The 22344-nt window shown below is 59.8% G+C and carries 15 protein-coding genes; 6 read left to right on the forward strand and 9 right to left on the reverse strand.

From position 1 onward, the window contains the following. Positions 1 to 25: 25 nt before the first annotated feature. From ACX0MV_RS03205 to ACX0MV_RS03215, 3 genes are all read right to left on the reverse strand, one after another. Positions 26 to 517, reverse strand: coding sequence for a YiiD C-terminal domain-containing protein (locus ACX0MV_RS03205; RefSeq protein WP_458981049.1), 492 nt, complete (start codon positions 515 to 517; stop codon positions 26 to 28). Positions 518 to 613: 96 nt separating this feature from the next. Further along, positions 614 to 1048 carry a thioredoxin TrxC gene (gene trxC, locus ACX0MV_RS03210; RefSeq protein WP_458981050.1) on the reverse strand — a complete coding sequence of 145 codons (435 nt, stop codon included), beginning with the start codon at positions 1046 to 1048 and terminating at the stop codon, positions 614 to 616. A gap of 73 nt (positions 1049 to 1121) precedes the next feature. Then, positions 1122 to 2918, reverse strand: coding sequence for an SLC13 family permease (locus ACX0MV_RS03215; protein WP_458981051.1), 1797 nt, complete (start codon positions 2916 to 2918; stop codon positions 1122 to 1124). A gap of 231 nt (positions 2919 to 3149) precedes the next feature. Between ACX0MV_RS03215 and ACX0MV_RS03220 the strand changes: the two genes are divergently transcribed. Continuing rightward, the gene (locus ACX0MV_RS03220) at positions 3150 to 3848 is read left to right on the forward strand and encodes an aspartate/glutamate racemase family protein (RefSeq protein ID WP_458981052.1); all 699 of its coding nucleotides are present in this window, start codon (positions 3150 to 3152) and stop codon (positions 3846 to 3848) included. 170 nt (positions 3849 to 4018) lie between these two features. Here the strand turns inward: ACX0MV_RS03220 and selO are convergent, their stop codons facing one another. The 6 genes from selO to ACX0MV_RS03250 form a co-directional block, all read right to left on the reverse strand. Next, positions 4019 to 5479 carry a protein adenylyltransferase SelO gene (gene selO / locus ACX0MV_RS03225; RefSeq protein ID WP_458981053.1) on the reverse strand — a complete coding sequence of 487 codons (1461 nt, stop codon included), beginning with the start codon at positions 5477 to 5479 and terminating at the stop codon, positions 4019 to 4021. 95 nt (positions 5480 to 5574) lie between these two features. Continuing rightward, complete coding sequence (gene mscK / locus ACX0MV_RS03230) at positions 5575 to 8931, reverse strand: mechanosensitive channel MscK (protein ID WP_458981054.1); 3357 nt, start codon at positions 8929 to 8931, stop codon at positions 5575 to 5577. Positions 8932 to 9010: 79 nt separating this feature from the next. Next, positions 9011 to 10756 carry a potassium/proton antiporter gene (locus tag ACX0MV_RS03235; protein ID WP_458981055.1) on the reverse strand — a complete coding sequence of 582 codons (1746 nt, stop codon included), beginning with the start codon at positions 10754 to 10756 and terminating at the stop codon, positions 9011 to 9013. A gap of 137 nt (positions 10757 to 10893) precedes the next feature. Next, positions 10894 to 12711 (reverse strand): acyl-CoA dehydrogenase, encoded by a 1818-nt coding sequence (locus ACX0MV_RS03240; RefSeq protein WP_458981056.1) that lies wholly within the window; start codon positions 12709 to 12711, stop codon positions 10894 to 10896. Between the two features lie 290 nt (positions 12712 to 13001). Further along, entirely contained in the window at positions 13002 to 13211 is a 210-nt protein-coding gene (locus ACX0MV_RS03245; protein WP_172143456.1) for a 2-hydroxymuconate tautomerase family protein, read from the reverse strand. Positions 13212 to 13215: 4 nt separating this feature from the next. After that, positions 13216 to 14403, reverse strand: a complete 1188-nt coding sequence (locus ACX0MV_RS03250) for a YbfB/YjiJ family MFS transporter (protein ID WP_458981057.1) — start codon at positions 14401 to 14403, stop codon at positions 13216 to 13218. 105 nt (positions 14404 to 14508) lie between these two features. On the opposite strand from ACX0MV_RS03250, the gene ACX0MV_RS03255 reads away from it, so the two are divergent. The 5 genes from ACX0MV_RS03255 (at position 14509) to ACX0MV_RS03275 (ending at position 22043) form a co-directional block, all read left to right on the forward strand. Then, on the forward strand, positions 14509 to 15357 hold the full coding sequence (locus tag ACX0MV_RS03255; protein ID WP_458981058.1) for a 23S rRNA (adenine(2030)-N(6))-methyltransferase RlmJ: 849 nt from the start codon (positions 14509 to 14511) through the stop codon (positions 15355 to 15357). A gap of 145 nt (positions 15358 to 15502) precedes the next feature. Then, the gene (locus ACX0MV_RS03260) at positions 15503 to 17149 is read left to right on the forward strand and encodes a DUF6531 domain-containing protein (protein ID WP_458981059.1); all 1647 of its coding nucleotides are present in this window, start codon (positions 15503 to 15505) and stop codon (positions 17147 to 17149) included. 18 nt (positions 17150 to 17167) lie between these two features. Further along, a complete protein-coding gene (locus tag ACX0MV_RS03265; protein WP_458981060.1) occupies positions 17168 to 18766 on the forward strand; it encodes a DUF6531 domain-containing protein in 1599 nt (532 codons plus the stop codon). Between the two features lie 12 nt (positions 18767 to 18778). Then, positions 18779 to 21643, forward strand: a complete 2865-nt coding sequence (locus ACX0MV_RS03270; protein WP_458981061.1) for an HNH/endonuclease VII fold putative polymorphic toxin — start codon at positions 18779 to 18781, stop codon at positions 21641 to 21643. Between the two features lie 7 nt (positions 21644 to 21650). Then, positions 21651 to 22043, forward strand: coding sequence for an Imm50 family immunity protein (locus ACX0MV_RS03275; RefSeq protein WP_458981062.1), 393 nt, complete (start codon positions 21651 to 21653; stop codon positions 22041 to 22043). Positions 22044 to 22344: the final 301 nt, after the last annotated feature.

Raw genomic sequence — 22344 nt, forward strand, 5'->3', positions numbered from 1 at the left:
CCAATTCATGCTGGCAAAGTCATTGTTATCCATCGCTTGGCGGCCGTTCGACCTGCGGCGCGCGTGCGGGCGGTTGCTGGGAGCGTAGTTGATAAAGGCCAATACTTTGTGCGACGACCTCGCCACTTTCGCTGGTGAGCTCCAGGGTCAGCGGATAGTCGGCCTTGCCGTGCCGTGCGGCCTCGTCCTGCAAGCGCTCGATGGTCTCTGCACTGAGTGTCGCATCGACCCGAATGTTCCCGGTCGCCGGCCGCCGAAAGCGCAGGTTCATTTCCTTGATCACCGGGTAAAAGCGCTGGGTGTCGAAGCTGGTGACAAACAGCGCCCCGCCGGGTATTTCCGCCAGGGTGAACAGTGCGCCGGCATACATGCTGCCGATATGGTTCTGATTGCCGGCCAGCGGCATACACAGGCGCACATGACCCGGTTCGAGGATTTCGGCCTTGAGGCCGCAGCGTTTGACGAACGCGATCTGTTCTTCGGTGAGCTGACGAGCGATCTCAAAGGGCAGCGGCATGGCGGTTCCTGGACTGGGGCTGGAGGTTCTTCCAGCGTAGTGCCTGACTCGCGCGCTGCAATTGATCCGAAATGCCGGCGTCACTGACCGATCCGCTTAGCGGTCGTGCGTGCCGAGCCACGCCAGCAGTTGCGGCAGCGGCATGGCGCCGCTTTGCCGGGCGACTTCAGCACCGCCTTTGAACAGAATCAGGCTGGGGATCGAGCGAATGCCCAGCTGCGCGGACAGCTGCGGGTTGGCTTCGCTGTCCAGCTTGCCCAGCCGATAGCGGCCCTTGAGCTGCGCGGCGGCCTGGCTGAATACCGGCGCAAAAGCCTGGCAGGGTCCGCACCAGGCGGCCCATACATCCACCAGCAAGGGCAGGTCCCCCTTGAGCTGGCTGGCGAAGTTGGCCTGGTTCAGCTCGATCGGCTGGCCGCTCAGCACGGCGGTCTTGCAGCGCCCGCAACGCGGAGCGTCAGCGATACGCTCGGCGGGAATGCGGTTGAGCCCGTTGCAATGCGGGCAGGCGATCAGCAGGGGTTGATTCACGGCGCAGCCTCCTTGTGGCGGCGCGCCCATAGCGAAGAGACCAGCGCGCCTTGGCGTTGAGCATCGGGCTCGATCAGGCGGGCGTCAACGGCCAGATCCAGGGGATGACCAGCATGGCGACGATCACCATCAGAATGTTCAGCGGAATGCCGATGCGCATGAAGTCGCTGAACCGATAGCCGCCGGCGTTATAGACGAAAGTGTTGGTCTGGTAGCCAATCGGCGTGGCGAAGCTGACGCTGGCGGCGAACATCACCGCCACCACAAAGGGGCGCGGATCGAGCCCAAGGCTCTGGGCGATGCCAATGGCGATTGGCGTGACCAGCACCGCCACCGCGTTGTTGGAGAGGATTTCGGTGAGAATTGTGGTCAGCAGGTAGACGAAACCAAGTACCAACAGCGGGCTGGCATTGGGCACGGCGGCCATGCCCTGCTCGACGATCAGGTCGATCAGGCCGACTTTGCTCATGGCGATGCTGATCGCCAGCATGCCGAAAATCAGGCTGAGGATTTTCCAGTCGACCGCCTTGTAGGCGTCTTCGATTTCCAGGCAGCGAGTGGCCACCACGGTAACGGCGGCGATCAGTGCCAGGCCTTCGATCGGCATGACTTCCAGTGCAGCCAGGAGCATCACCGCCAAGGTCGCAATGATCGCGATGGGTGCCTTGTCGCGACGGTAGGCGCGTTCCTGCACGGTGTTGAGACTGATCAGTTCGCCATTTTCGGCAAAGCGCTTGATCTGCGCAGGCGTGCCCTCGACCAGCATCACGTCGCCGAACTGCAGGTGCAGATCGTCGAGATTGCCCTGGATGTTTTCGTCTTGTCGGTGCACCGCGAGCACGGCGATGCCATAGCGCGCGGTCAGGTCGAGGTCGCGCATCGGCCGGTGGCTGTAGCGCGAGCCGCGGCCGACGATCGCTTCAGCGAGGATCACGTCGTGGCTGCTGATGGTTTCGAAGGATTCGCCGCGGTTGAATGTCAGGCGGCCACTCTCACGCACGTCCACTACATCCTTGACCTGCCCATGCAGAACCAGTTGATCGCCGGCCGCCAGCACCGTATCGGCGGCCGGCTCGGTCAGCTCCTGGTCTTCGCGGAAAATCTTCAGCACCTGCAGGCCGCTGGCGCCGTTGAGGCTTGCCTCGCTAAGGGTCTTGCCGATGACCGGCGAATCCTGGGGCACCAGCAGTTCGGTCATGAAGGTACGCCCGAGGTCAGGGCGAACCTGTTTGGACAGGGTATCGCGGTCCGGCAGCAGGCGGTTGCTGAACAGCATCAGGTAAACGAAGCCGACCCCGGCGAACATCAGCGCCGCAGGGGTGATTTCGAACATGCCGAAGGGTTCGAGACCGGCCTTGCGCGCCACGCCGTCGACCAGAATATTGGTCGAGGTACCGATCATGGTCAGCATGCCGCCCAGCACGGTGGCGTAGGACAGCGGGATCAGCAGTTTCGAGGGCGAGCTATGGGCCCGCTTGGCCAGGGCGATGGCCACCGGGGTGAGGATGGCCACCACCGGGGTATTGTTGAGGAATGCGGAAATCACCAGGGCGGTTATCATCAGCCCTGCGAGTACCCGGACGGGGCTGTCGCCGACCAGGTTACCCAGCCAGTTGCCAAGCGCGTCGATGCAGCCGGTGCGCTCCAGCGCGGCCGACAGCACGAACATGCAGGCGATGGTGACGGGCGCCGAATTGCTGAGCACGCCGAGCACTTCGGCGGGGGTGAGAATCTGGGTCAACAGCAGCGCGGCCACGGCAATCGCAGCGACCACATCGGGGCTCCACTTTTCCCGCACGAAGGTGACGAGCACCCAGATCAGCAGGGCGCCGACAAACAGCAGCGGCAGGGGCAGTGAATCCCAGAACATGACAATCCTTAGCGGCGAATCTCGGGTGAGGTATCGGGCGCGCGCTGGGCGGCCATACGAGGCGCAGAAGATAAGGGCTTCGCGTTAGAGAGTCTAAGAATGTTTGAAAAGGTTTATATGCCTTTTCGGTTTAACAGATAAGCCTGTACCGCCCGCTGTGCAGCGGACTGTGCCTGTGCGCGAGGTGCCAACGCGGATAGGCTCCAAGCAAACCCCATGAAGGAAAACACAATGCGCCAGCTAGGCATTCTCGGCGGGATGAGTTGGGAGTCCACCGCAAGTTATTACCGCTTGCTCAACCAGGGTGTGCGGGAGCGAAAGGGCGGGCTGCATTCCGCGTCCCTGCTTCTGCATTCAGTGGATTTTGCCGAAATTGCCGAGCTGCAGCGTCGCGGCGACTGGCAGGCCGCCGGTGTGCTGCTGGCAGAGGCGGCGCGGCGGCTGGAGCAGGCCGGTGCCACCGCAGTATTGCTGGCCACCAACACCATGCATAAGGTGGCTCCGGCGCTGGAGGCCGCGCTGCATGAGGCGCCGCTGCTGCACATCGGCGATGCCGTCGGCCGCGCCTTGAGCGAGCAGGGCGTCAAGCGGGCGGCGCTGCTCGGAACCCGCTTCACCATGCAGGAAGACTTCTATCGGCAACGCCTGGCCGAGCGTTTCGCGATCGAGGTGATCATTCCCACGCCAGCGCAGATGACGGAAATCGACCGGGTGATTTTTGCCGAGCTGTGCCAGGGCCAGTTCCGCGACGAGGCCCGTGCGTTCTATCTGCAGTGCCTGGAAACGCTGCGTGACCAGGGCGCGGAAGTGGCGATTCTCGGCTGTACCGAGATCGGTTTGCTGCTGGAGGGTGTAGCGCCGGCCCTGCCATTGCTCGACAGCTGCGCCGTGCACGTGGACATGGGCCTGGAGTGGATGCTGGCAGACTAGGTGCAGCCGGTATTGGTGCCGGACGGCGCCGCGGCGTGAGGCGTCGCTACGCTCCACGCCATCGAGTCATCGCCGCGCATCGGCGGCTCGGTTCGTAGGGTGGATGGCGCTCTATCCATCCACCGGGGCAGTGGTGGATGAAAAAGGCGTCATCCACCCTACGTCTCTGTTCAAGACGAGCAACTGATCTCCAGGTGTTTGCCCCAGTCCGGCGGCCGCTGGGCGTAGCGTTCCTGACCGGACTGCTCGTCGAAGGGCCGGCTGAGTACCGCGTGCAGCTCGCGCACCGGGGCGTAGTCGCCCTGTTCAGCCGCCTCGATGGCCTGCTGCGCCAGGTAGTTGCGCAGGATGTACTTGGGGTTGGCTGCATGCATACGCGTGCGGCGTTGCGGCTGGTCGCCGCCATCCTGAGCGCTGCGCGCCAGGTAGTCAGCGGCCCAGGCGTCGAACCCGGCGAGGTCGGTAAAGTCGTCTCGCAGGCGCGCCACTGCTTGCGCCGCCGGGCTGTCGCCGAGTTCGCGGAAGAACAGCGTGTAATCCACCGCGCTGCTCTGCATCAGTTGCAGCAGGCGCTGCACCAGGGCTTCGTCGCCTTCATCGGCGGTGAGCAGGCCCAGGCGTTTGCGCATCAGGTCGAGGTAATGCGCCTGGTACAGCGGCAGAAACAGGTTAAGAGTTTCTCGCAGCGCTTCGACATCGACCAGCGGCACCAGGGCCTGGCCAAGGGCGGCGAGGTTCCACTGGGCGATCGGCACCTGATTGCTGAACGAGTAACGGCCGGTGTCATCGGAGTGGTTACAGATATGTTTGGCGTCGAAATCATCGAGGAAGGCATAGGGGCCGTAATCGAAGGTGATGCCGAGGATCGACATGTTGTCGGTGTTCATCACCCCATGGCAAAAGCCGTAGGCCTGCCAGTAGGCGATCATCGCGGCGTTGCGTTCGATGACTTCGCGGAACATTGCGAGGTATGGCTGCTCCTGCTGTAGGCACTCGGGGAAGTGACAGCTCAGCACATGCTCGCCGAGCTGTTTGAGCAGGTCGTGGCGCTGGGTGTAGTAGAAATATTCGAAATGGCCGAAGCGCACATGGCTCGGCGCCAGGCGCAGTACCATGGCGGCGGTTTCTTTCTTTTCCCGCCAGACCGGTGTGCTGGACCCGGTCACGCAGAGCGCGCGCGAGCTCGGGATGCCCAGCGCATGCAAGTGTTCGCTGGCTAGAAACTCGCGGATCGAACTGCGCAGTACGGCGCGGCCGTCGCCCATGCGCGAGTAGGGCGTTCGTCCGGCGCCCTTGAGGTGCAGGTCCCAGTAGTCGCCCGCATCGTTGCGCACCTCGCCCAGCAGCAGGCCGCGGCCGTCGCCCAGGCGCGGGTTGTAGCCACCGAACTGATGCCCTGAATAGACCATCGCCCGCGGGTCTGCCTCGCTCCAGAGCTTGTGCCCGCTGAACAGCTGGGCGAACACCTCCGTCTGCGCTTCGGCCGGATCGAGATCGAGCAGCGCCAGCGCCGCTTCGCTGACGACCACTAGGCGCGGGTCGTCGATCGGCTCGGGCAGAACGTGGGTGGAAAACCCGTCGCCCAGTCGGGCGAAACGATTGTCAAAGGTCAGCTCGTTCAGCGGCTTCAATGCGGCACTCCAGCAAAGCGAAGGCGACCGAACAGGCCCGGTCGCCAGGTGGGCGGCGTGTGTCTGCGCTGTAGACCCACCGCCGAGCCAGATGGTTAGCCCGGATCGACGGCCGGTGTGGTCGGCGTGATCGGGTCCTGCTCCAGCGCGGGTTGCGGGGTCAACATGGCCTCGCCGCTGCTCATGTTGAGTTCCTGCCCCTGAAGGTTGCGCAAGGTGACTTCGACCTGGTTGAAGGCCATCTCGACCTTGTGTTCGCGGAAGCTCATGGCGATGCGGGTGAGGATCTCGTCGGTCGAGGCGTTGCGATCACCCAGCTCGCGTACGTGGAAGCGCAGCTCATAATCGAAGGTGCTCGGGCTGATGGTGAGGAAGAACAGCAGCGGCTCGGGGTCGCGTAATACCCGCGGGTTCTCGATACAGGCCTGCAGCATCAGCTTGCGCGCCAGGGGCAGATCGGTGTCGTAGGCTACGCCGATCTTGATGATCACCCGGGTGACGGTGTCGTTCAGCGACCAGTTGATCAATTGATCGGTGACGAAGGTCTTGTTCGGGACGATGATTTCCTTGCGGTCGAAGTCGGTGATGGTGGTGGCGCGAATGCGAATCCGGCTGACCGTGCCCGACAGGTTGCCGATGGTTACCACGTCGCCGATGCGCACCGGCCGCTCGAACAGGATGATCAGGCCGGAGATGAAGTTGGCGAATATTTCCTGCAGACCGAAGCCCAGGCCCACCGACAGCGCGGCCACCAGCCATTGCAGTTTGTCCCAGCTGACGCCGAGAGTGGACAAGGTGACGACAAAGCCGATGGCAACAATCGCGTAGGACAGCAGGGTGGTGGTGGCATAGGCGCTGCCCTGGGCGAGTTTCAGGCGCGACAGCACCAGCACTTCGAGCAAGCCGGGCAGGTTGCGTCCGAGCGCCACCGTGATGCCGATGATCAACAGCGCGCCCAGCACATCGCGCAGGCTGATCGGCACCAGGGTCGCGGTTTCACCGGTGCCGCTGGTGTATTCGTAGAGGTTGATGTTGTCGAGGTAGGCCAGCACCGAAATCAGGTCGGCCCACACCCAGTAGAGCGCGGCCAGGAAACCGCCGAGCAAGGCCAGGCGAACCAGGCGCAGGGATTGCTGGTTGACCTGCTCGATGTCCAGCGTCGGTTGTTCGGTGACCACTTCAGGCCCTTCGGCCGTTTCCTTGGCCTGCGCCAGGCGCTTGGCCGTCGCCCGCTGGTACGCCAGCCGCCGCGCTGCCACGCCGAGCCCGCGGATAAACGCGGCCTCGATGATCAGCCAGACCATCAGCACGTAGAGGGTGTCGATCAGTCGATCGCTGAGCTTGAGCGCGGTGTAGTAGTAGCCGAACCCGACCGCCACGATCAGGGCCAGCGGCAGCAGGCTGAACACCATGCCGATCAACATGCGGAACGCCGAGGCGTGTTCGCGCGCCGGGCCGGTCAGCAGCAGCTTATGCAGCAGCCAGGTCATCAGCGCGTAACAGCTGAGCACCACGCCAATGCCGATAACGTCTTCCGCCAGGCTGGCTGGCTGATGCTCGGCGATGCTTACCACCGCAACCAGTGCCAGTACCACCAGGCCGAGGTAGCGAATGTGTCGGTGGAGGAAGTTGACGCTGGCACGCGGCCAGCGGAAATGCATCTCCGCCAGGCCGCCCGGCGAGAGAATGCGGTAGATGGTGTAGAACACGAACCAGGCCTGGGCCATTTCGAAGAAGGCAGAGCCGAGGTTGTAATTCTGCCCACGCGCATCCATCTGCAAGGCGAAACCGCACAGGCCGAGAAACAGAGTGCCGGGCAGGGCGAGCAGCATGTTGAGGAGAATCGCCAGCGGCGTATGCAACTGGCTGTCACGCTTGAAGTGGCCAATGTCGCCGTGCAGCCCGGCCAGCTTGCGGTAGAGGAAGCCACGCTTCCACAGCAGCACGCCGATCAACAGCAGCAGCGGCAGGAACAACAGCGGCCGCTCGCTCAGGCCAGCGCCCAGCTGGCGCAGGTTCGAGCCCCATGGCAGTTCGGCAATCTGCTGCTGCAGCATGCGCGGCACCGACCTGAACCAGTCCGGCCCCAGCGGTTTGTTGCTGGGGATCCAGAACATTTGCTCATCGAGCGTGTTGCTCAGGGCGTCCGCCCGGCTTTGCAGCTGTTTTTGGCTGAGCTGCAGGGTGATCGACTCGTTCAGCAACGCGTTCAGCTCGCGGTTGAGGCGGTCGAGCAACTGGCGGCGGGTTTCGATCAGCTCCAGCAGGTTGGCGCGCACCTCCGGGGTCACCTCGGCCGCCGGCTGTTTGGCGAGCAGCGCATCGACGTATGCGCTCGGATTACTGATCTTTTCGCGTAGTTGGTTCAGCTCGAACTGATAGATGCGGATGTCGGCGATTTCATCGGCCAGGTTGCTGTCGAGGTCCAGAGTCGGTAGCGAGAGCTTCTGCTGATAAAGAATCTTCGCCAGCAACAGGCTGCCTTGCAGCACGCTGATCTGCTCTTCCAGCGCCTGGTCGCTCTGGTCCAGGGTGTCCAGGTTCTGTTTGGTCTGCAGGTTCTGCTGGGTCAGCTGGTTGAGGCGATCGGTGGCGCGCAACAGGTAGTCGGAGAGGCGCAGGTTGTGTGCGCTTTCGCTGGCCAGCAACGAGCCGGAGCCGGCTTTCTTGGCTTCGAGCGACTGCTCGGCAACGGTTTTTTCGGAAAGCTCGCGGCGCTTTTCGTTTATCAGGGTCTGCAAGTCGAGCAGTTCGCGCTCGATGCGGGTGATGCGCTCTTCGAGCAGGTCGCGCTGGCTGCTGCCGAGGTCCTGCAACAGGCTGTTGCCCGCCAGCTCCTGGCGCCGCAGCAGAGTCAGTGCGTTGAGTTGCGCCAGTTCGGCCTTGAGCAGGTTGCGTCGCTCGGGCGTCAGGGCTTTGCCGGCGTCCTTGTCGCTTTTCAGCGCGTCGTTGATTTCCTGGGTGCGCACCTGGTTGCTGCTGATTTCCGCCTGTGCCCGCTCGGGGCGGGTCTGAGCGGTGACGATCAGGCTATTGGCCTCGATCATCTGCTTCTGCCATTCGCTCAGTTGGGTGTTGCGCTCGCTGAGTTGGCGCTCCAGCTGCGGCACGGCGCTGTTGCCATATTGCTGGGCGACATCGGTGGGCTTGCTGGCCTTCAGTCGAGCCAGCTCGCGCTGCGCCGTGGCGATCAGCCGAGGCGCCTGTTCCAGCTGCTTCTTCAGGTCGGCCATGCGCTTCTTGCTGTCGGCTTCGCCGCTCAGCAGGCTCAGGGTTTTTTCCAGGGTTTGCTTCAGCGCCAGTTGCTCGGCTTCGGGCAATTTGCGCTCGGCGAGGTTTTCCAGGGCGCTCTGCACCTCGGCGCTGGTGGGCGTTTCGGCGGCATGCAGCAGTGGTGCGCTCAGACAAAATCCGAGAAATAGCGCGGCGATACGGATACGTATGGAAGGCATGATGATGATCGTAGGGCTCGAAAAGATGCAGAGTCTACAGCCTGCCACGGGGCGCCGCTAAGCGGGCTTTATTGGCCTTTCAAAGAAAAAGACCGGGGCCGGGGCGATCGCCTTCGGAGAACTTCACCCCGACCTTGCGGACTTTGTGGCCTTCCATTGCCGCGACCGTCCAGGTCAGCCCTTGCCAGTTCACCTGGTCACCGACAACTGGCTCGCCGCCGATCTCGTGGGAGATAAAGCGGCCCAGCGCTTGCTGGCCGTCGACGCCATCCAGTTTCAAGCCGTACAGCGCTGCGATGGCGGCAAGTTCGGCATCGCCTTCCAGAACGAAATCACCGAAGAAGCGCAGGTCCTGGCCGCGTTTAGGCGCCTGGCTGAACAGCTTGCCAAGGGCCGGCAGGTCGTGTTCGTGGCCGATCACGCAAAGAATATCGCTGGCTTCAAGGGTGGTACTGCCTGAAGGGTGAAGAAGCTGCTCACCGCGGAACAACGCCGCGATACGCGTACCGTCGGGCATCTTCAGCGCACGCAAAGGCGCGCCAATGCACCATTTCTCGGCGCCTAGACGATAAACAAACAATTCCCACTGGCTGGTTGGATGAATCTCCAGGCCCGCGCGCGAGATCGGCGACGGAACGGGTGGTACTTCGACTTTGGCTTTCCTCGCGGCCCAACCCAGTGTGGTCCCTTGCAGCAATAGGGAAACCAAAACGATAAAAAACGCCACATTGAAAAATAGCTGGGCATTCGGTAGGCCAGCCATCAGCGGGAATACCGCAAGAATCACGGGGACAGCGCCACGCAAACCGATCCATGAGATGAAGGTGCGTTCGCGTAGGTTGAATCCCTTGAACGGCAGCAACCCAATGAATACTGACAAGGGTCGCGCGAGCAGGATCATCCACAGCGATAACAGTAGCGCTGGTACTGCGATAGGTAACAGGTCGCTCGGTGTAAGCAGCAGGCCGAGGACCAAGAACATGCCGATCTGGCTGAGCCAGGCGAGGCCGTCGAACATGTGCAAAATGCCATGACGGTTCCTGATAGGGCTATTGCCCAGAAGCAAACCGCACACATAAACGGCCAGGATTCCGCTGCCACCAATAGCGCTTGAAAGCGCGTAGATCATGATGCCGCCACTGACTGCCAGCAGCGGATACAAGCCGTCAGCCACAACAAGACGATTGATCAGTTGCAAGAGCAGCCAGCCACCTGCGAGGCCGAGGACGATGCCAATGCCGAATTGTTGCACCAGGCTCACGAGAATTTCCCAGCCAAAACTGGTTTCTCCGGCAGCGAGCATGGCAATCAGGGATACGGTAAGAAACATCGCCATCGGATCGTTGCTGCCCGATTCGATTTCCAGCGTGGAGCCAACGCGTTCGTTGAGCCCTTTGCCGTTGAGCAGATTGAACACCACCGCAGCATCGGTAGAGCCGACGATGGCGCCGATCAACAAGCCCTCTAGCAAACTCAGGTTAAACAGCCAGGCCGCGGCAACGCCCGTCAAGCCCGCAGTGATGACGACCCCGCAAGTCGCCAGTGACAATGCAGGCCACAGCGCCACGCGGAAGGTGGCTGTACGTGTGCGCATGCCGCCATCGAGAAGGATTACCGCGAGTGCCAGGTTGCTGACCAGATATGCTAAAGAATAATCGTCGAAAACGATGCCGCCGATGCCGTCGACGCCTGCCAGCATGCCCACGCCGAGAAAAATTACTAGGATGGGAATGCCTATGCGGGTGGACAAAGAGCTGACCATGATGCTTGCCGCAACCAGCAGTGCGCCGATAAGAAAAAGGCTGTTGATACTGCTGGCATCCACGTCGGCGCACTCCTGGCAATCGAAAAAAACGCGCTTATGCATGGCGCGTGCCAGGGGATTCTAACCCGTGCTCTCGGCTCGCTGTCAAAAAAAACGCCCGGGATGGCCGGGCGCATTCTTGACGGGCGTGGTGAGGCCTAGAACCAGTTTTCCTGCATTGCCAGGCAGGTGTCATCCCGCGCTTCGAGGATCGCCAGATCGTGGTGGCAGCCTGGCACTTCCCAGGTCAGGAAGTAACGTGCGGCCTGCAGCTTGCCCTGGTAGAAGTCGGCATCGGCCCTGTTGCCCTGGCCGTTATTGAGTCGCGCCAGGCCTTCTTCAGCGCGGATCGCCTGTTCCAGCCAGCGCCAGCCGATCACCATATGGCCGAACACCTTCAGGTACAGCGCCGAGTTGGCCAGGCCCTGGTTGACCTTGCCGCTCATCAAATCGCCCAGCAGTGCCAGGGTCACCGTTTGCAGGCGCGCCAGCAGTTGCTCCAGCGGCTGGCGTAGGGCGGTCAGCGAGGCATGGGCTTCGGCGCGCTGGCAGGTGCCGTGGATCAGCTTGAGCAGCTGCTTGAGCGCCGCACCGCCATTCATCGAAACCTTACGGCCGAGCAGGTCGAGGGACTGGATGCCGTGGGTACCTTCGTGGATCGGGTTGAGGCGGTTGTCGCGGTAGTACTGCTCCACCGGGTAATCGCGGGTGTAGCCATGGCCGCCGAGAATCTGGATCGCCAGCTCGTTGGCCTTGAGGCAGAACTCCGACGGCCAGGATTTGACGATCGGCGTGAGCAGATCGAGCAGCTCCAGAGCGATGCGGCGCTCTTCCTCGGTCTCCAGGGTCTGGGTGTCGTCGAACAGCCGCGCCGCATACAGGCCGAGATCGAACGAGCCTTCGACATAAGCCTTCTGGGTCAACAGCATGCGCCGCACGTCGGCGTGCTCGATGATCGCCACCTGGCTGGAGGTCGGATCCTTACCATCCGGCAGGCGACCTTGCGGGCGTTGGCGGGCATAGTCCAGCGAGTAGAGGTAGCCGGCGTAACCGAGCATCACCGCGCCCATGCCGACGCCGATACGCGCCTCGTTCATCATCTGGAACATATAGGCCAGACCATGGTGCGGCTTGCCGACCAGATAGCCAACGCAGTCGCTGTTATCGCCAAAATTCAATGCAGTGGATGTGGTGCCGCGCCAGCCCATCTTGTGGAACAGGCCCGCCAGCACCACGTCGTTGCGCTTGCCCAGGCTGCCGTCATCGTTAACCAGAAACTTCGGCACGATAAACAGGCTGATGCCTTTCACCCCGGCGGGGGCATCCGGCAGCTTGGCCAGGACCATGTGCACGATGTTTTCCGACAGCGGATGGTCGCCGCCGGAGATAAAGATCTTGTTGCCCTTGAGTCGGTAAGTGCCGTCGCCTGCTGGTTCAGCGCGGGTACGGATGTCCGACAGCGAGGAGCCGGCATGCGGCTCGGTCAAGGCCATGGTGCCGAAGAAACGGCCGTCGATCATCGGCTGCAGAAAGCGCTGTTTTTGCTCGTCGCTGCCGAAGGTTTCGATCAGGTTGGCCGCGCCCATGGTCAGAAACGGGTAGGAGGTGGTCGCCGCGTTGGCCGACTGGAAGTGCGCGAAGCAGGCCTGCGACAGCAGGTTGGGCAGCTGCATACCACCGACGTCGAACTCACGGGTGGCATTGAGGAAGCCGGCTTCGAGGAAGGCTTCCACCGCCGGTTTGACCTCGGGAATCAGCACCGCTGCGCCGTCGACATACTCCGGCTCGTGCTCATCGTTCTTGCGGTTGTGCGGGGCGAACAGGTTTTCCGCGATGCTGCGGGCGGTGCCGATGGCCGCGTCAAAGGTTTCGCGGCTGTGCTCGGCGAAGCGCTCGCGCTGGGTCAGGCCTTCGGCGTCCAGCACTTCGTAGAGCTCGAAGGCCAGGTTGCGGGAACTGAGCAGGGTCTCGGACATGGATGCACCTCCAATGGAATGGCAGCAGTCTAGGGGCGGTTAACACCCCGGCCAAGTACCATCCATTGGCGTGATAAAGCGGCAAAACCCGCTCAGCGCAGAGTGCCCTAGCCTCCTCGGTATTGTAGGAGCCAGCTGGCGATGCTCTGCTCAAGCCCCGCAATCTGTAGGGGGCGCCGTACGCACCAGGCACAGTTGCTCCCGGCAGCGGCACTGGGTTTTGGTATTGGTGCGCGCGGCGCACCCTACGAAGCCAGGCCCCTACACCGACGACAGCTAGACGCTGATGCCTAGCCTTTGCCCTCGCTGCGCCGCCGCTCGGTTACCGGAATACCGCCGATGCCCCAGTTGTCGGTGTCCACTTCATCGATCACCACCACCGTGGTTGCCGGATTCTTGCCCAGCACATCGACCAGCAATTGGGTGGCGCCTTCGATCAGTTGACGCTTTTGCTCGGCAGTCGCGCCTTCGCGGGTGATCTTGATATTGACGTAGGGCATTTCATTACCTCCTTGCTGATGAGTGAGCAGGAACTGCGAACGACCAGGCCAGCGCCCAGAGCAGGGCCGCAGCGCCAAGAACGAAACTTTGCCCCAGGCTGCCGCCCTGTGCCAGCCAGCGTTCGGCGAGCCAGGGGCCGACCAGCTGACTACCGCCATAGAGCGCGATCAGCGCCGCTGACAGGCGCGGGCCCTGGTGCGGATGCAGGCTGCGCGCGAGGCGCTGGGTGAGAAATACGCTGCCGATAAAGGTGCCGCCGACGAGCACGGCGCACAGCCATACGCCCGCCGCGCCCGGCCAGATCAGCGGCGCGCTGACGCCCATGGCCTGTGCCGCGTAATTGCCAAGCAGGGCGCGCCGGTCGCCGAGGCGCGCGCCCAGGTAATTCCACAGCGGAATCGACAGCACGCTGGCCGCGGCCGTCCACCACCAGGCGCCTGCGAGCAGCGCGTGGCTGGCCGGAAGCTGTTCGCGGGCGAGCGCCGGGAGAAACGTCATCGGCAGGATGTACCCAAGGCCTGCACCGGTATAGGCGAGAAACAGCGGCGTGCTGGCCTTATCGAAAAGTGCGCTGGTCGGGCGTTGTGCCTTGCTGGTCGCGGGGCTATGCGACGATACCTGCAAGCGCCGCAGCAGCAGCGCGCTGAGCACGGCCAGCGGTAGAGCCAGTGCGGCGGCTGGCCACCAGCGGTGCGCCCCGCTGAACCAGGCCGCCGGCCAGTCGGCAACCGCGCTCGACAGTAGCAGGCCACCGCCCAGGCCGAAGTAGATCAAACCGCTCAGGCGCGTGCGTTGCTGCAGCGCCAGCCATTCCAGCACCAGCGCGGGTGCCTGGACGAACACCACGCCATTGCTGATGCCGTTGGCCAGGCGCAGCCACAACAGGCTTTCATAGGATTCGCTGAAGCCTTGAGCCAGGGTGATTCCCGCGTTCACCAGCAACGCCAGTGGCAGGGCGATGCGCATCTTTGCCGGGCTCGACAACGCCAGTGCGAGCAGGGCGCCGAGCAGGTAGCCGATATAGTTCCAGGTGGCCAGGCGCGCGCCCTGTTCCAGGTTGAGCAGGCCGTCGGCGATCAGGTGTGGCAGCAACGGGGTGAAGGCAAAGCGGCCAAGGCCATGCACCACCACCAGCGCGCTGGCGCCGGCCAGCAATGCGAGAGTCACGTGACGGGTTGCGATCTGGGTCATGGATTAGTCACCGAGAACGGGCCTGGCACCTTAACAGATCGACGCATTCATCTGCCCGGAGCCGCGGCAACGGTTAAACTCCGCCCATCCAGGAGCCCGCCCACCATGAACTATCGTCACGCCTTCCACGCCGGTAACCATGCCGATGTATTGAAACACCTGATACTGAGCCGTCTGATCACCTTGCTGTCGCGCAAGGAGGCGCCGTTCGCCTACCTCGACAGCCATGCGGGTGTCGGCCTCTATGACCTACAAGGCGACCAGGCCAGCCGCACCGGCGAATGGCTGCAAGGCATCGACCGCCTCTGGCAAGCGGAGGATGTGCCTGACCAGGCTGTGGATTATCTGGAAATCATCCGTGCGATGAATCCGGATGGCGTGCTCCGCCACTACCCGGGCTCACCTGAACTGGCGCGCATGTTGACCCGCGAACAGGATCGCCTGCACCTCAACGAGAAACACCCGGAAGATGGCCGCCTGCTCAAGGAAAACATGCACGGCGACCGCCGCGTCGCCGTCCACTTGGGTGAAGGTTGGCACGTACCGCGCGCGTTACTGCCGACCCGGGAAAAACGCATGCTGCTGTTGATCGACCCGCCCTTCGAACAGGCCGATGAACTGGAGCGTTGCGTGCAGTCGCTAAACGACGCCATTGGCCGGATGCGCCAGGCGATCGTCGCCATCTGGTACCCGATCAAGGATGTGAGCCAGCTCAAGCGCTTCTACCGCGACCTGGAAAAAAGCACCGCTCCCAAGCTGTTGCGTATCGAACTCTATGTACAGGCTGCCGATGACGCCCAGCGCCTGAACGGCTCGGGCCTGGCAATCAGCAACCCGCCGTGGGGGCTGGAGGAAGAACTCAAACACCTGCTGCCGTGGCTCACCAGCTTGCTGCGGCAAGGCCAGGCGGGGTGGCGGATGGATTGGTTGATTGAGGAAAAACCTACGAACTAGACCGCTGGAATGTGGGTATGCCGTTAAAGTTCGAATGCGTTTTTTATTGATTCGATTTGAGCACCGGCGCTCAGTTATATAGTGGCAATGCCCGCTACGTAGCTCTAGGCTTGCGTCTCCCTTCAGTTATTTCAGAGCTCAGAACATGGATCGTTCCTTCAGAAGGCTGTTTATTGGCCTCGTTTTTTCAGCCGGCACCTTCGCTCATCAGTCTGCAGCCGTAGCCGCTAATTGCACTACGGGTGGTGTCAGTTATTTTGGCACAGAGGTTTACGCTGCCCCGCAACAACCTAATGGCTACGGTGAGTATCTATACAAAATTGCAGGCTTGCAGTGCTCTGGAGGTAAGGTAATCAAGTGGACAGAAAGCAGTGCTTGGTATACCCCAGACCAAATGCTGACGGTGGTCAAACAGTCCAACATCAATATGCGTCGGGCCTTCCCTAATGCATGCAAAACACATGTAGTGTTGTTTCACGATAATTTCACGGGTTCAGTTGATGGCGTTGCAGCCACTAATTACACAGGCCCTAATCAAACACACTTCAATGTTTTTGCAGGGCCTGTTTTCTATGACAAGCCCGCAGAATTGCTTTGTCCAGAGGTTCCGGGAATAGGCAATCCTGATTTACCAGGGGTGTGTCCTATCCAAACAGCTGATCCAGTTCTTGCGGGCTCCGGTGGGCCTAGTTTAGCGCTCGGCGATCCGGTTAATGTATCAAACGGCAACAGCTATCAGGTTGAGGTGGATTACAGAGGGTTGCCAGGAACCCGTCTTCATTTCTCTCGTTACTATAATAGTAAGACTGCTAACTGGACTCATACGTATTCAGCCAAGCTAAATATTTCGTTAACAAAGGTTTTGTTAATTTCTACAGATGGCCGTGAAAGCCTCTTTAATATTTCCAGCGCTGTCGTCACCGCTTCTCCTAAAGAGCTCGGGTCGTTGGAAAAGATTACCGATGGTTGGCGTTATGACAGCGCCCAGAACGAAAGCCTACACTTCAACGAGTTGGGTCAATTGACACGTATCGACCGTGCGGATGGAACTTACGAGACGCTAAGCCATAGTGCCAATCAGGTTGTGGTAACCGATTCTCTCAATCGGACTATGACATTGACCTTCAACACCGCCAAGCGTCTTGCTGGGCTCTCTGCTGGCCCGTTGCAAGTGACTTACACCTATAACACCTCAGGCCGTATGGTCAGGGCAGCCCGTACGCAGGGTGGTGAAGTTTTTTCACGTACTTACCACTATGAAGACGCACGTGAAGGCGGATGGCTCACCGGTATAACTGATGAGCGTAATGTGCGTTATGTTACTTGGGCTTATGACGCTCAAGGCCGGGCTATTAAGAGTGAACTGAATAATGCTGCCGACAAGTACCAGTTCACCTACAACAGTAACGGCTCCACTACCGTTACTAATCCCTTAAACAAGCAGTCCATCTACACTTTTCAGACTATTCATGGCGCAAAACGCGTCACTGCCATCAAAGGCGAAGCTTCAGCCAACTGCCCGAACAGCAACTCGACATTCACCTATGATGCCCGCGGGTTGCTTAAGACCAAGACCGACAATAGAGGCAACCTGACCACCTACGATTACAACGAACGTGGTTTGGAAATCAGCCGCACCGAGGCCTCGGGCACACCGCAGGCGCGTACGATCATCACCGATTGGCATCCTGAGTTCTTCTTGCCCGTTACGGTTACCGAGCCGGATCGCATCACCACTTATTCTTATGACACCCAGGGACGGCAGCGCAGCCAGTCCATGGCCGAACGCTAATAGCAAAAGGGATTAAAGTTGAACAAGGCTTTGTATGGCTCCATCTTGTTTTCATCATTAAATAGATTATTTGGAGCACTGCGGATCGCTAATCGTAGTCTGTCGCCGGCTGTTCTGATTTTTGTATTTCTATTGGAGTTTAGCGAATCAGCTCAAGCTATTGACTATTATTGGAATGCCGCCATGCCATCAAATGGCCAGCAAACACACGCTGAAGCACCTAAGCGCGCCTGTCAAAGATATTTTGATGTTCGCGTTAATATCAATCCTGGGAGTACGCCCCGCGACTATCACGCAACCGATATTGAAATAAACGTAGATGGCGATTATGTTGGGGCCGTATGTGAGTACAAATATTATTGGTATCACCCTTACAAAAATGAATGGTTTTTATCCGCTGCAAATTTGATGAGTATCAACCGCTATGGCAATTCTTGCCCTACTCATACCACGTTCAACTTTACAACTGGAGAGTGCCAAGCAGACGAACAGAAAGGGCAGCCCAGCGCCTGTTCCAGCACCGGCAATTTTATTAACTTCGCTATTGGCAACAAGTTTCAAACCGAAACCGATTACCAAACCAGAGACAATTCAGCCCTGAGCTTCGCTCGCAGCTACAACAGCCTCGACGGACTCTGGCGCCATAGTTTTTCGACTTACCTGCGCTTTGCCGGCACTCAATATGTGTCAGTAGTTTGGGCTCATGGCCGTGAGTCTTTCTTCACTGTCAGCGGAACAACAGTCACATCCACTTCCGCTGACCTAGGTGTGCTAAGCAAGACAGCCATCGGTTGGAATTTCGTTTCGACCGAGAATGAGCGATTCACCTTTGACACCGCCGGTAAGCTTACCCACTGGTCGAATGCCCACGGCGCAGTGCATCAGCTGAGTTATGTGGATAGCCAAGTCACTGTTACCGATAATCTCGGCAACAGTCTGTCCTTTACCGAAGATGCTGACCATCAACCATTGAGCCTGACTGCTTCCGGCGTACAGATCACCTATGGCTATAACACCAACAAGCGCCTTACCTCGGTGGTCCGTGTTGTCGGCGGGCAGACCACTCAGCGTCAGTTCCACTACGAAGATCCGCGTAACAACTCTTGGCTTACCGGCATCACCGATGAGCGCGGCGTGCGCTATGCGACATGGACCTATGACGACCAAGGGCGAGCTACTTCCAGCGAACACGCCAATGGCGCAGATCGGGTGAGCGTGGCCTATAACAGCGACGGCACCGTATCGGTGACTAATGAACTGGGCAAGGTGGCCAAGTACAGCTTCCAGTACATCAAGGGTGTAAAGCGCATCACTACTATCGAGGGCGAAGCATCAGCCAACTGCCCGAACAGCAACTCGACATTCACCTACGACTCGCGCGGTCTGCTCAAGACCAAGACCGACAACAAAGGCAACCTCACCACCTACGACTACAACGAACGCGGTTTGGAAATCAGCCGCACCGAGGCCTCAGGCACACCGCAGGCGCGTACGATCGTCACCGACTGGCATCCTGAGTTTTTCTTGCCCGTGACGGTCACCGAGCCGGATCGCATCACCACTTATTCTTACGACACCCAGGGACGGCAGCGCAGCCAGTCCGTGACCGAACGCTGATAGCAAAGGGACTTGAAGATGAGCACATATTATCGCGGCAGCCTGCTGTCGCTTGCGCTGGTCAGCGCACTGGGCATCGGCGCAGCTGATGCCGCCACGCGGTCCTGGACGTATACCTACAACAGCCTGGGCCTTATCGAAACCGCTGACGGTCCCCGCACTGATGTAACGGATGTCACCACCTACGGCTATGACGCCCAGGGTCACCTATCGCAGGTCACCAATGCCCTAGGGCATATCACCCAATTGTCCAACTTCGACAACTATGGCAACCCGCAAACCATGGTCGATGCCAACGGCGTCGTCACCAGCCTGGGCTACACAGCGCAAGGCTGGCTGGCCTCGGTTAGCACGGCGGGCAGCATCACCAGCTTTGATCACGATGCGATTGGCCAGATCACCAAGGTGACCCGCGGCGACGGCAGCTGGCTGGAGTACACCTATGACGGTGCGCGGCGCCTGGTGCGTATCACCAACAACCTTGGTGAGGTCATCGAGTACGACGTCGACCCGATGGGCAACCGTAAGGCTCAGCGCATTACCGATGCCAGTGGCTCGCTTAAACAGCAGCAACAGTGGGTATATGACGAATTGGGTCGCCTGCTGCGTTCGATCGGTGCGGCTGGTCAAACGAGCCAGTACCGCTATGACCTCAACGACAACCCGGCAGGCAACACCAACCCTCGGCAGTTCAGCAGCAGCCAGGGCTTTGACGCGCTGGATCGACTGGTCAGCCATACCGATGCCGCCAGCGGCATTACCACACTGGATTACGACGCCCAGGACAACCTGACGCAGGTTGTAGACCCGCGCGGCGTGACCACGACCTATTTCTACAACGGCCTTGGCGACCTGATCAAACAGACCAGCGCCGACACCAATACCAGCGCGTTTGCCTATGACGCTGCCGGCAACTTGATCAAGAAAACCGATGCCCGCAAGGTCGTCACCCTCTACAGCTACGATGCACTTAATCGCCTGACCACCCGCACCTATCCCGCCAACCCGGCACTCAATGTCCAGTACCACTACGACATGACGGCCGATGGCAACAAGGGCATCGGCCGCTTGACCGCAGTGCAGGATGCCAGCGGTATCCTCGGCTACCACTATGACGCTCGTGGCAACCTGATCGAACAACTGCGCTCAGTGGACGTGCTGGGTGTCGATCAATACGACCGGCTCGCCTATCAATACGATGGGGCCAACCAGCTGCGGCGCATCAGCTACCCGTCCGGCATCGCCGTCAGCTACCAGCGCAATGGTGCGGGCCAAGTCGAGCAGATCGACCTGCAAATCGGCAACAATCCGGTCACGCCCCTGGCCACCCAAATCAGCTACCTGCCGTTTGGTCCCCTCAAGACCCTGACCTGGGGTAACGGAATCGTCCTCAATCGCCAATACGACCAGGATTACCGGATGGCGGAACAAGCCATCGGCCCTTGGACCAGCACCTATGGTTTTGATCCTAACGGCAATATCGACAGCCTGAACCACAGCCTCTGGGGCCCACTGCAATATGACTACGACGCCCTTGATCGACTGACCCTGGAACAAAGTGAAGAGACGAAAAAGACCTATGCCTACGACGCCGCCGGCAATCGCCTTAACCGTCTGACCTACAGCCTCGATAATGGCGTGGAAACCCAGACCGCCAAGCAATCGCTTACCTATAACAGCAACCGCAACCGGCTCAGCAAACGCAGCTCAAGCTATGCAGTTGAGGTCGACGCGGCCGGCAACTTCACCCGGTACAGCCATAACCGTCGCTACACCTACGACGAGCAAGGGCGTCTGAACCAAGTGCTCAACATAGATGGCCAACTCCTGGCCAGCTACCGCTACAACGCCCTCGGCCAGCGCACCCTCAAGCAAGTGCACCAAACCACCGGCACGGCCATCTATCCCTACACCTACCTCTATGGTCTGGACGGGCAACGCCTGGGGCAGGTGCAGTACTTCAGCAACGGCAAAGCGAAACAGGCGCAGTACTGGGTGTGGCTCGACAGCATGCCCGTGGCGCAGATTGCAGTGACGTTTGCCAGCAACGGAACAGTCGCGAGCAGCCAAGTGCAGTACCTGCACGCCGACCACCTCAACACCCCGCGTTTGGCCACCAACCAGAGCCAGCAACTGATCTGGAGCTGGGAAAGCGATGCGTTTGGCGTGGGTGCTGCGAACCAGGACGTAGATGGAGACGGCATCCAAACCGACGTCCCGCTGCGCTTCCCCGGCCAGCTGTACGACGCCCACAGCACGCTGCACTACAACTACTTCCGCGATTACGACCCCGAGACGGGGCGGTACGTCGAAAGCGACCCGATTGGGCTCAATGGCGGGCTTAACACTTACGGGTACGTAGAAGGGAATCCCGTTAACTTTATCGACCCACTGGGGCTGGCCAAACTTGGCGGCACGATGGCACCACCGTGTGTCCCAGGCTTTGAGACAATGATTTGCAGTCCTGGTGGGACTGGTGGCTTCGGCCCTATGGGCGGACTTAGGGGCGGTCTTACCCCACAGGGGGAGCTTGCGTATTGCCCTATTCCAGCCGGGTTAGGTCGGAGTGGTGCTCTTGGGTCGGCAAAAAGAGATCTTGGGATTCCTAGAGCACAACACCCCGATTCAGTTACAAAGGTGCCTATGACTAATCGTGGCGGGACATCGGTGCTCGGCTTAGATGGCAAGCCAGTAATGACTCGGGAATATACCTATACACGGCCAGACGGAACAAAAGTGGTGATACAAGAGCACTCAGCAGGCCATCAATTTGGGCAGAAAGGTGTCGGCGATCAGGGGCCTCACTTTAATGTTCGCCCCCCAGAAAACACACGTACTGGCTCTGTCCCAGGGACTCAAAGTCACTACTCTTGGTGAGGTAAAAATGGAAATTTGGACTAAAAATCTTGTCGATGCGACAGCGCTTAAGGCTATTTATGGGCAGGACATGCCCTCACTTGAAGGTATCAACCTGCATGGCCTAGATATCCAGCGTGATGGCCCAAGAGTTCTTCTAAGGTTTGACCTCGGTGAGTTTCCCAAGCAGCCCCCCAAGAAGTGGGAGAACTCTGGGTTTAATCGCGTTCAATTACGGTTGCTAGCCGTAGGTGTGAATGAATTGCAAATTAATGGTTTGCAGTCAAACTGCATACTTGATCTAAGTGTCACTGAAGAAAAAGGTGTTGTTCGCCTAAGAGCAGATAATGGTGCTGTGAAAATAGATATTGCTGCTGAGCATCTGATAATCGACGGTGTAAGTGCATACTGTGATGAGTAGCCATCACTAACATTAATTAAATTGAGTTGGTGGTATGATCTAGCTGAAAAGTCAGCTAAGTGAGTCTGTCACGGATTTTTATACCGTAGCTGAATTGTTATAACGCCGGCCTCGTGCCGGTGTTTTTATTAGTACGCTTAAAATATTTTTCTTGGCTATATAATTCATGGAACAGTTCCGTACTTAAACTTCCACAGTGACTCTCCACTCCTGGCCCTGGCTTAGCCGCCCCAATATTTAACAACCTTGGTACTACGTAGGGTGAATGAGTCTGAGCGTCGATCCATACCGGGTGTATCAA

This window comes from Pseudomonas cistanchae, assembly GCF_054483635.1.

Bases quoted from the DNA above. Each gene is read 5' to 3' on its own strand.
- ACX0MV_RS03205 (WP_458981049.1), bottom strand. From the start codon at position 517: ATGCCGCTGCCCTTTGAGATCGCTCGTCAGCTCACCGAAGAACAGATC.
- ACX0MV_RS03215 (WP_458981051.1), bottom strand. From the start codon at position 2,918: ATGTTCTGGGATTCACTGCCCCTGCCGCTGCTGTTTGTCGGCGCCCTG.
- ACX0MV_RS03220 (WP_458981052.1), top strand. From the start codon at position 3,150: ATGCGCCAGCTAGGCATTCTCGGCGGGATGAGTTGGGAGTCCACCGCA.
- mscK (WP_458981054.1), bottom strand. From the start codon at position 8,931: ATGCCTTCCATACGTATCCGTATCGCCGCGCTATTTCTCGGATTTTGT.
- ACX0MV_RS03240 (WP_458981056.1), bottom strand. From the start codon at position 12,711: ATGTCCGAGACCCTGCTCAGTTCCCGCAACCTGGCCTTCGAGCTCTAC.
- ACX0MV_RS03245 (WP_172143456.1), bottom strand. From the start codon at position 13,211: ATGCCCTACGTCAATATCAAGATCACCCGCGAAGGCGCGACTGCCGAG.
- ACX0MV_RS03250 (WP_458981057.1), bottom strand. From the start codon at position 14,403: ATGACCCAGATCGCAACCCGTCACGTGACTCTCGCATTGCTGGCCGGC.
- ACX0MV_RS03255 (WP_458981058.1), top strand. From the start codon at position 14,509: ATGAACTATCGTCACGCCTTCCACGCCGGTAACCATGCCGATGTATTG.
- ACX0MV_RS03260 (WP_458981059.1), top strand. From the start codon at position 15,503: ATGGATCGTTCCTTCAGAAGGCTGTTTATTGGCCTCGTTTTTTCAGCC.
- ACX0MV_RS03275 (WP_458981062.1), top strand. From the start codon at position 21,651: ATGGAAATTTGGACTAAAAATCTTGTCGATGCGACAGCGCTTAAGGCT.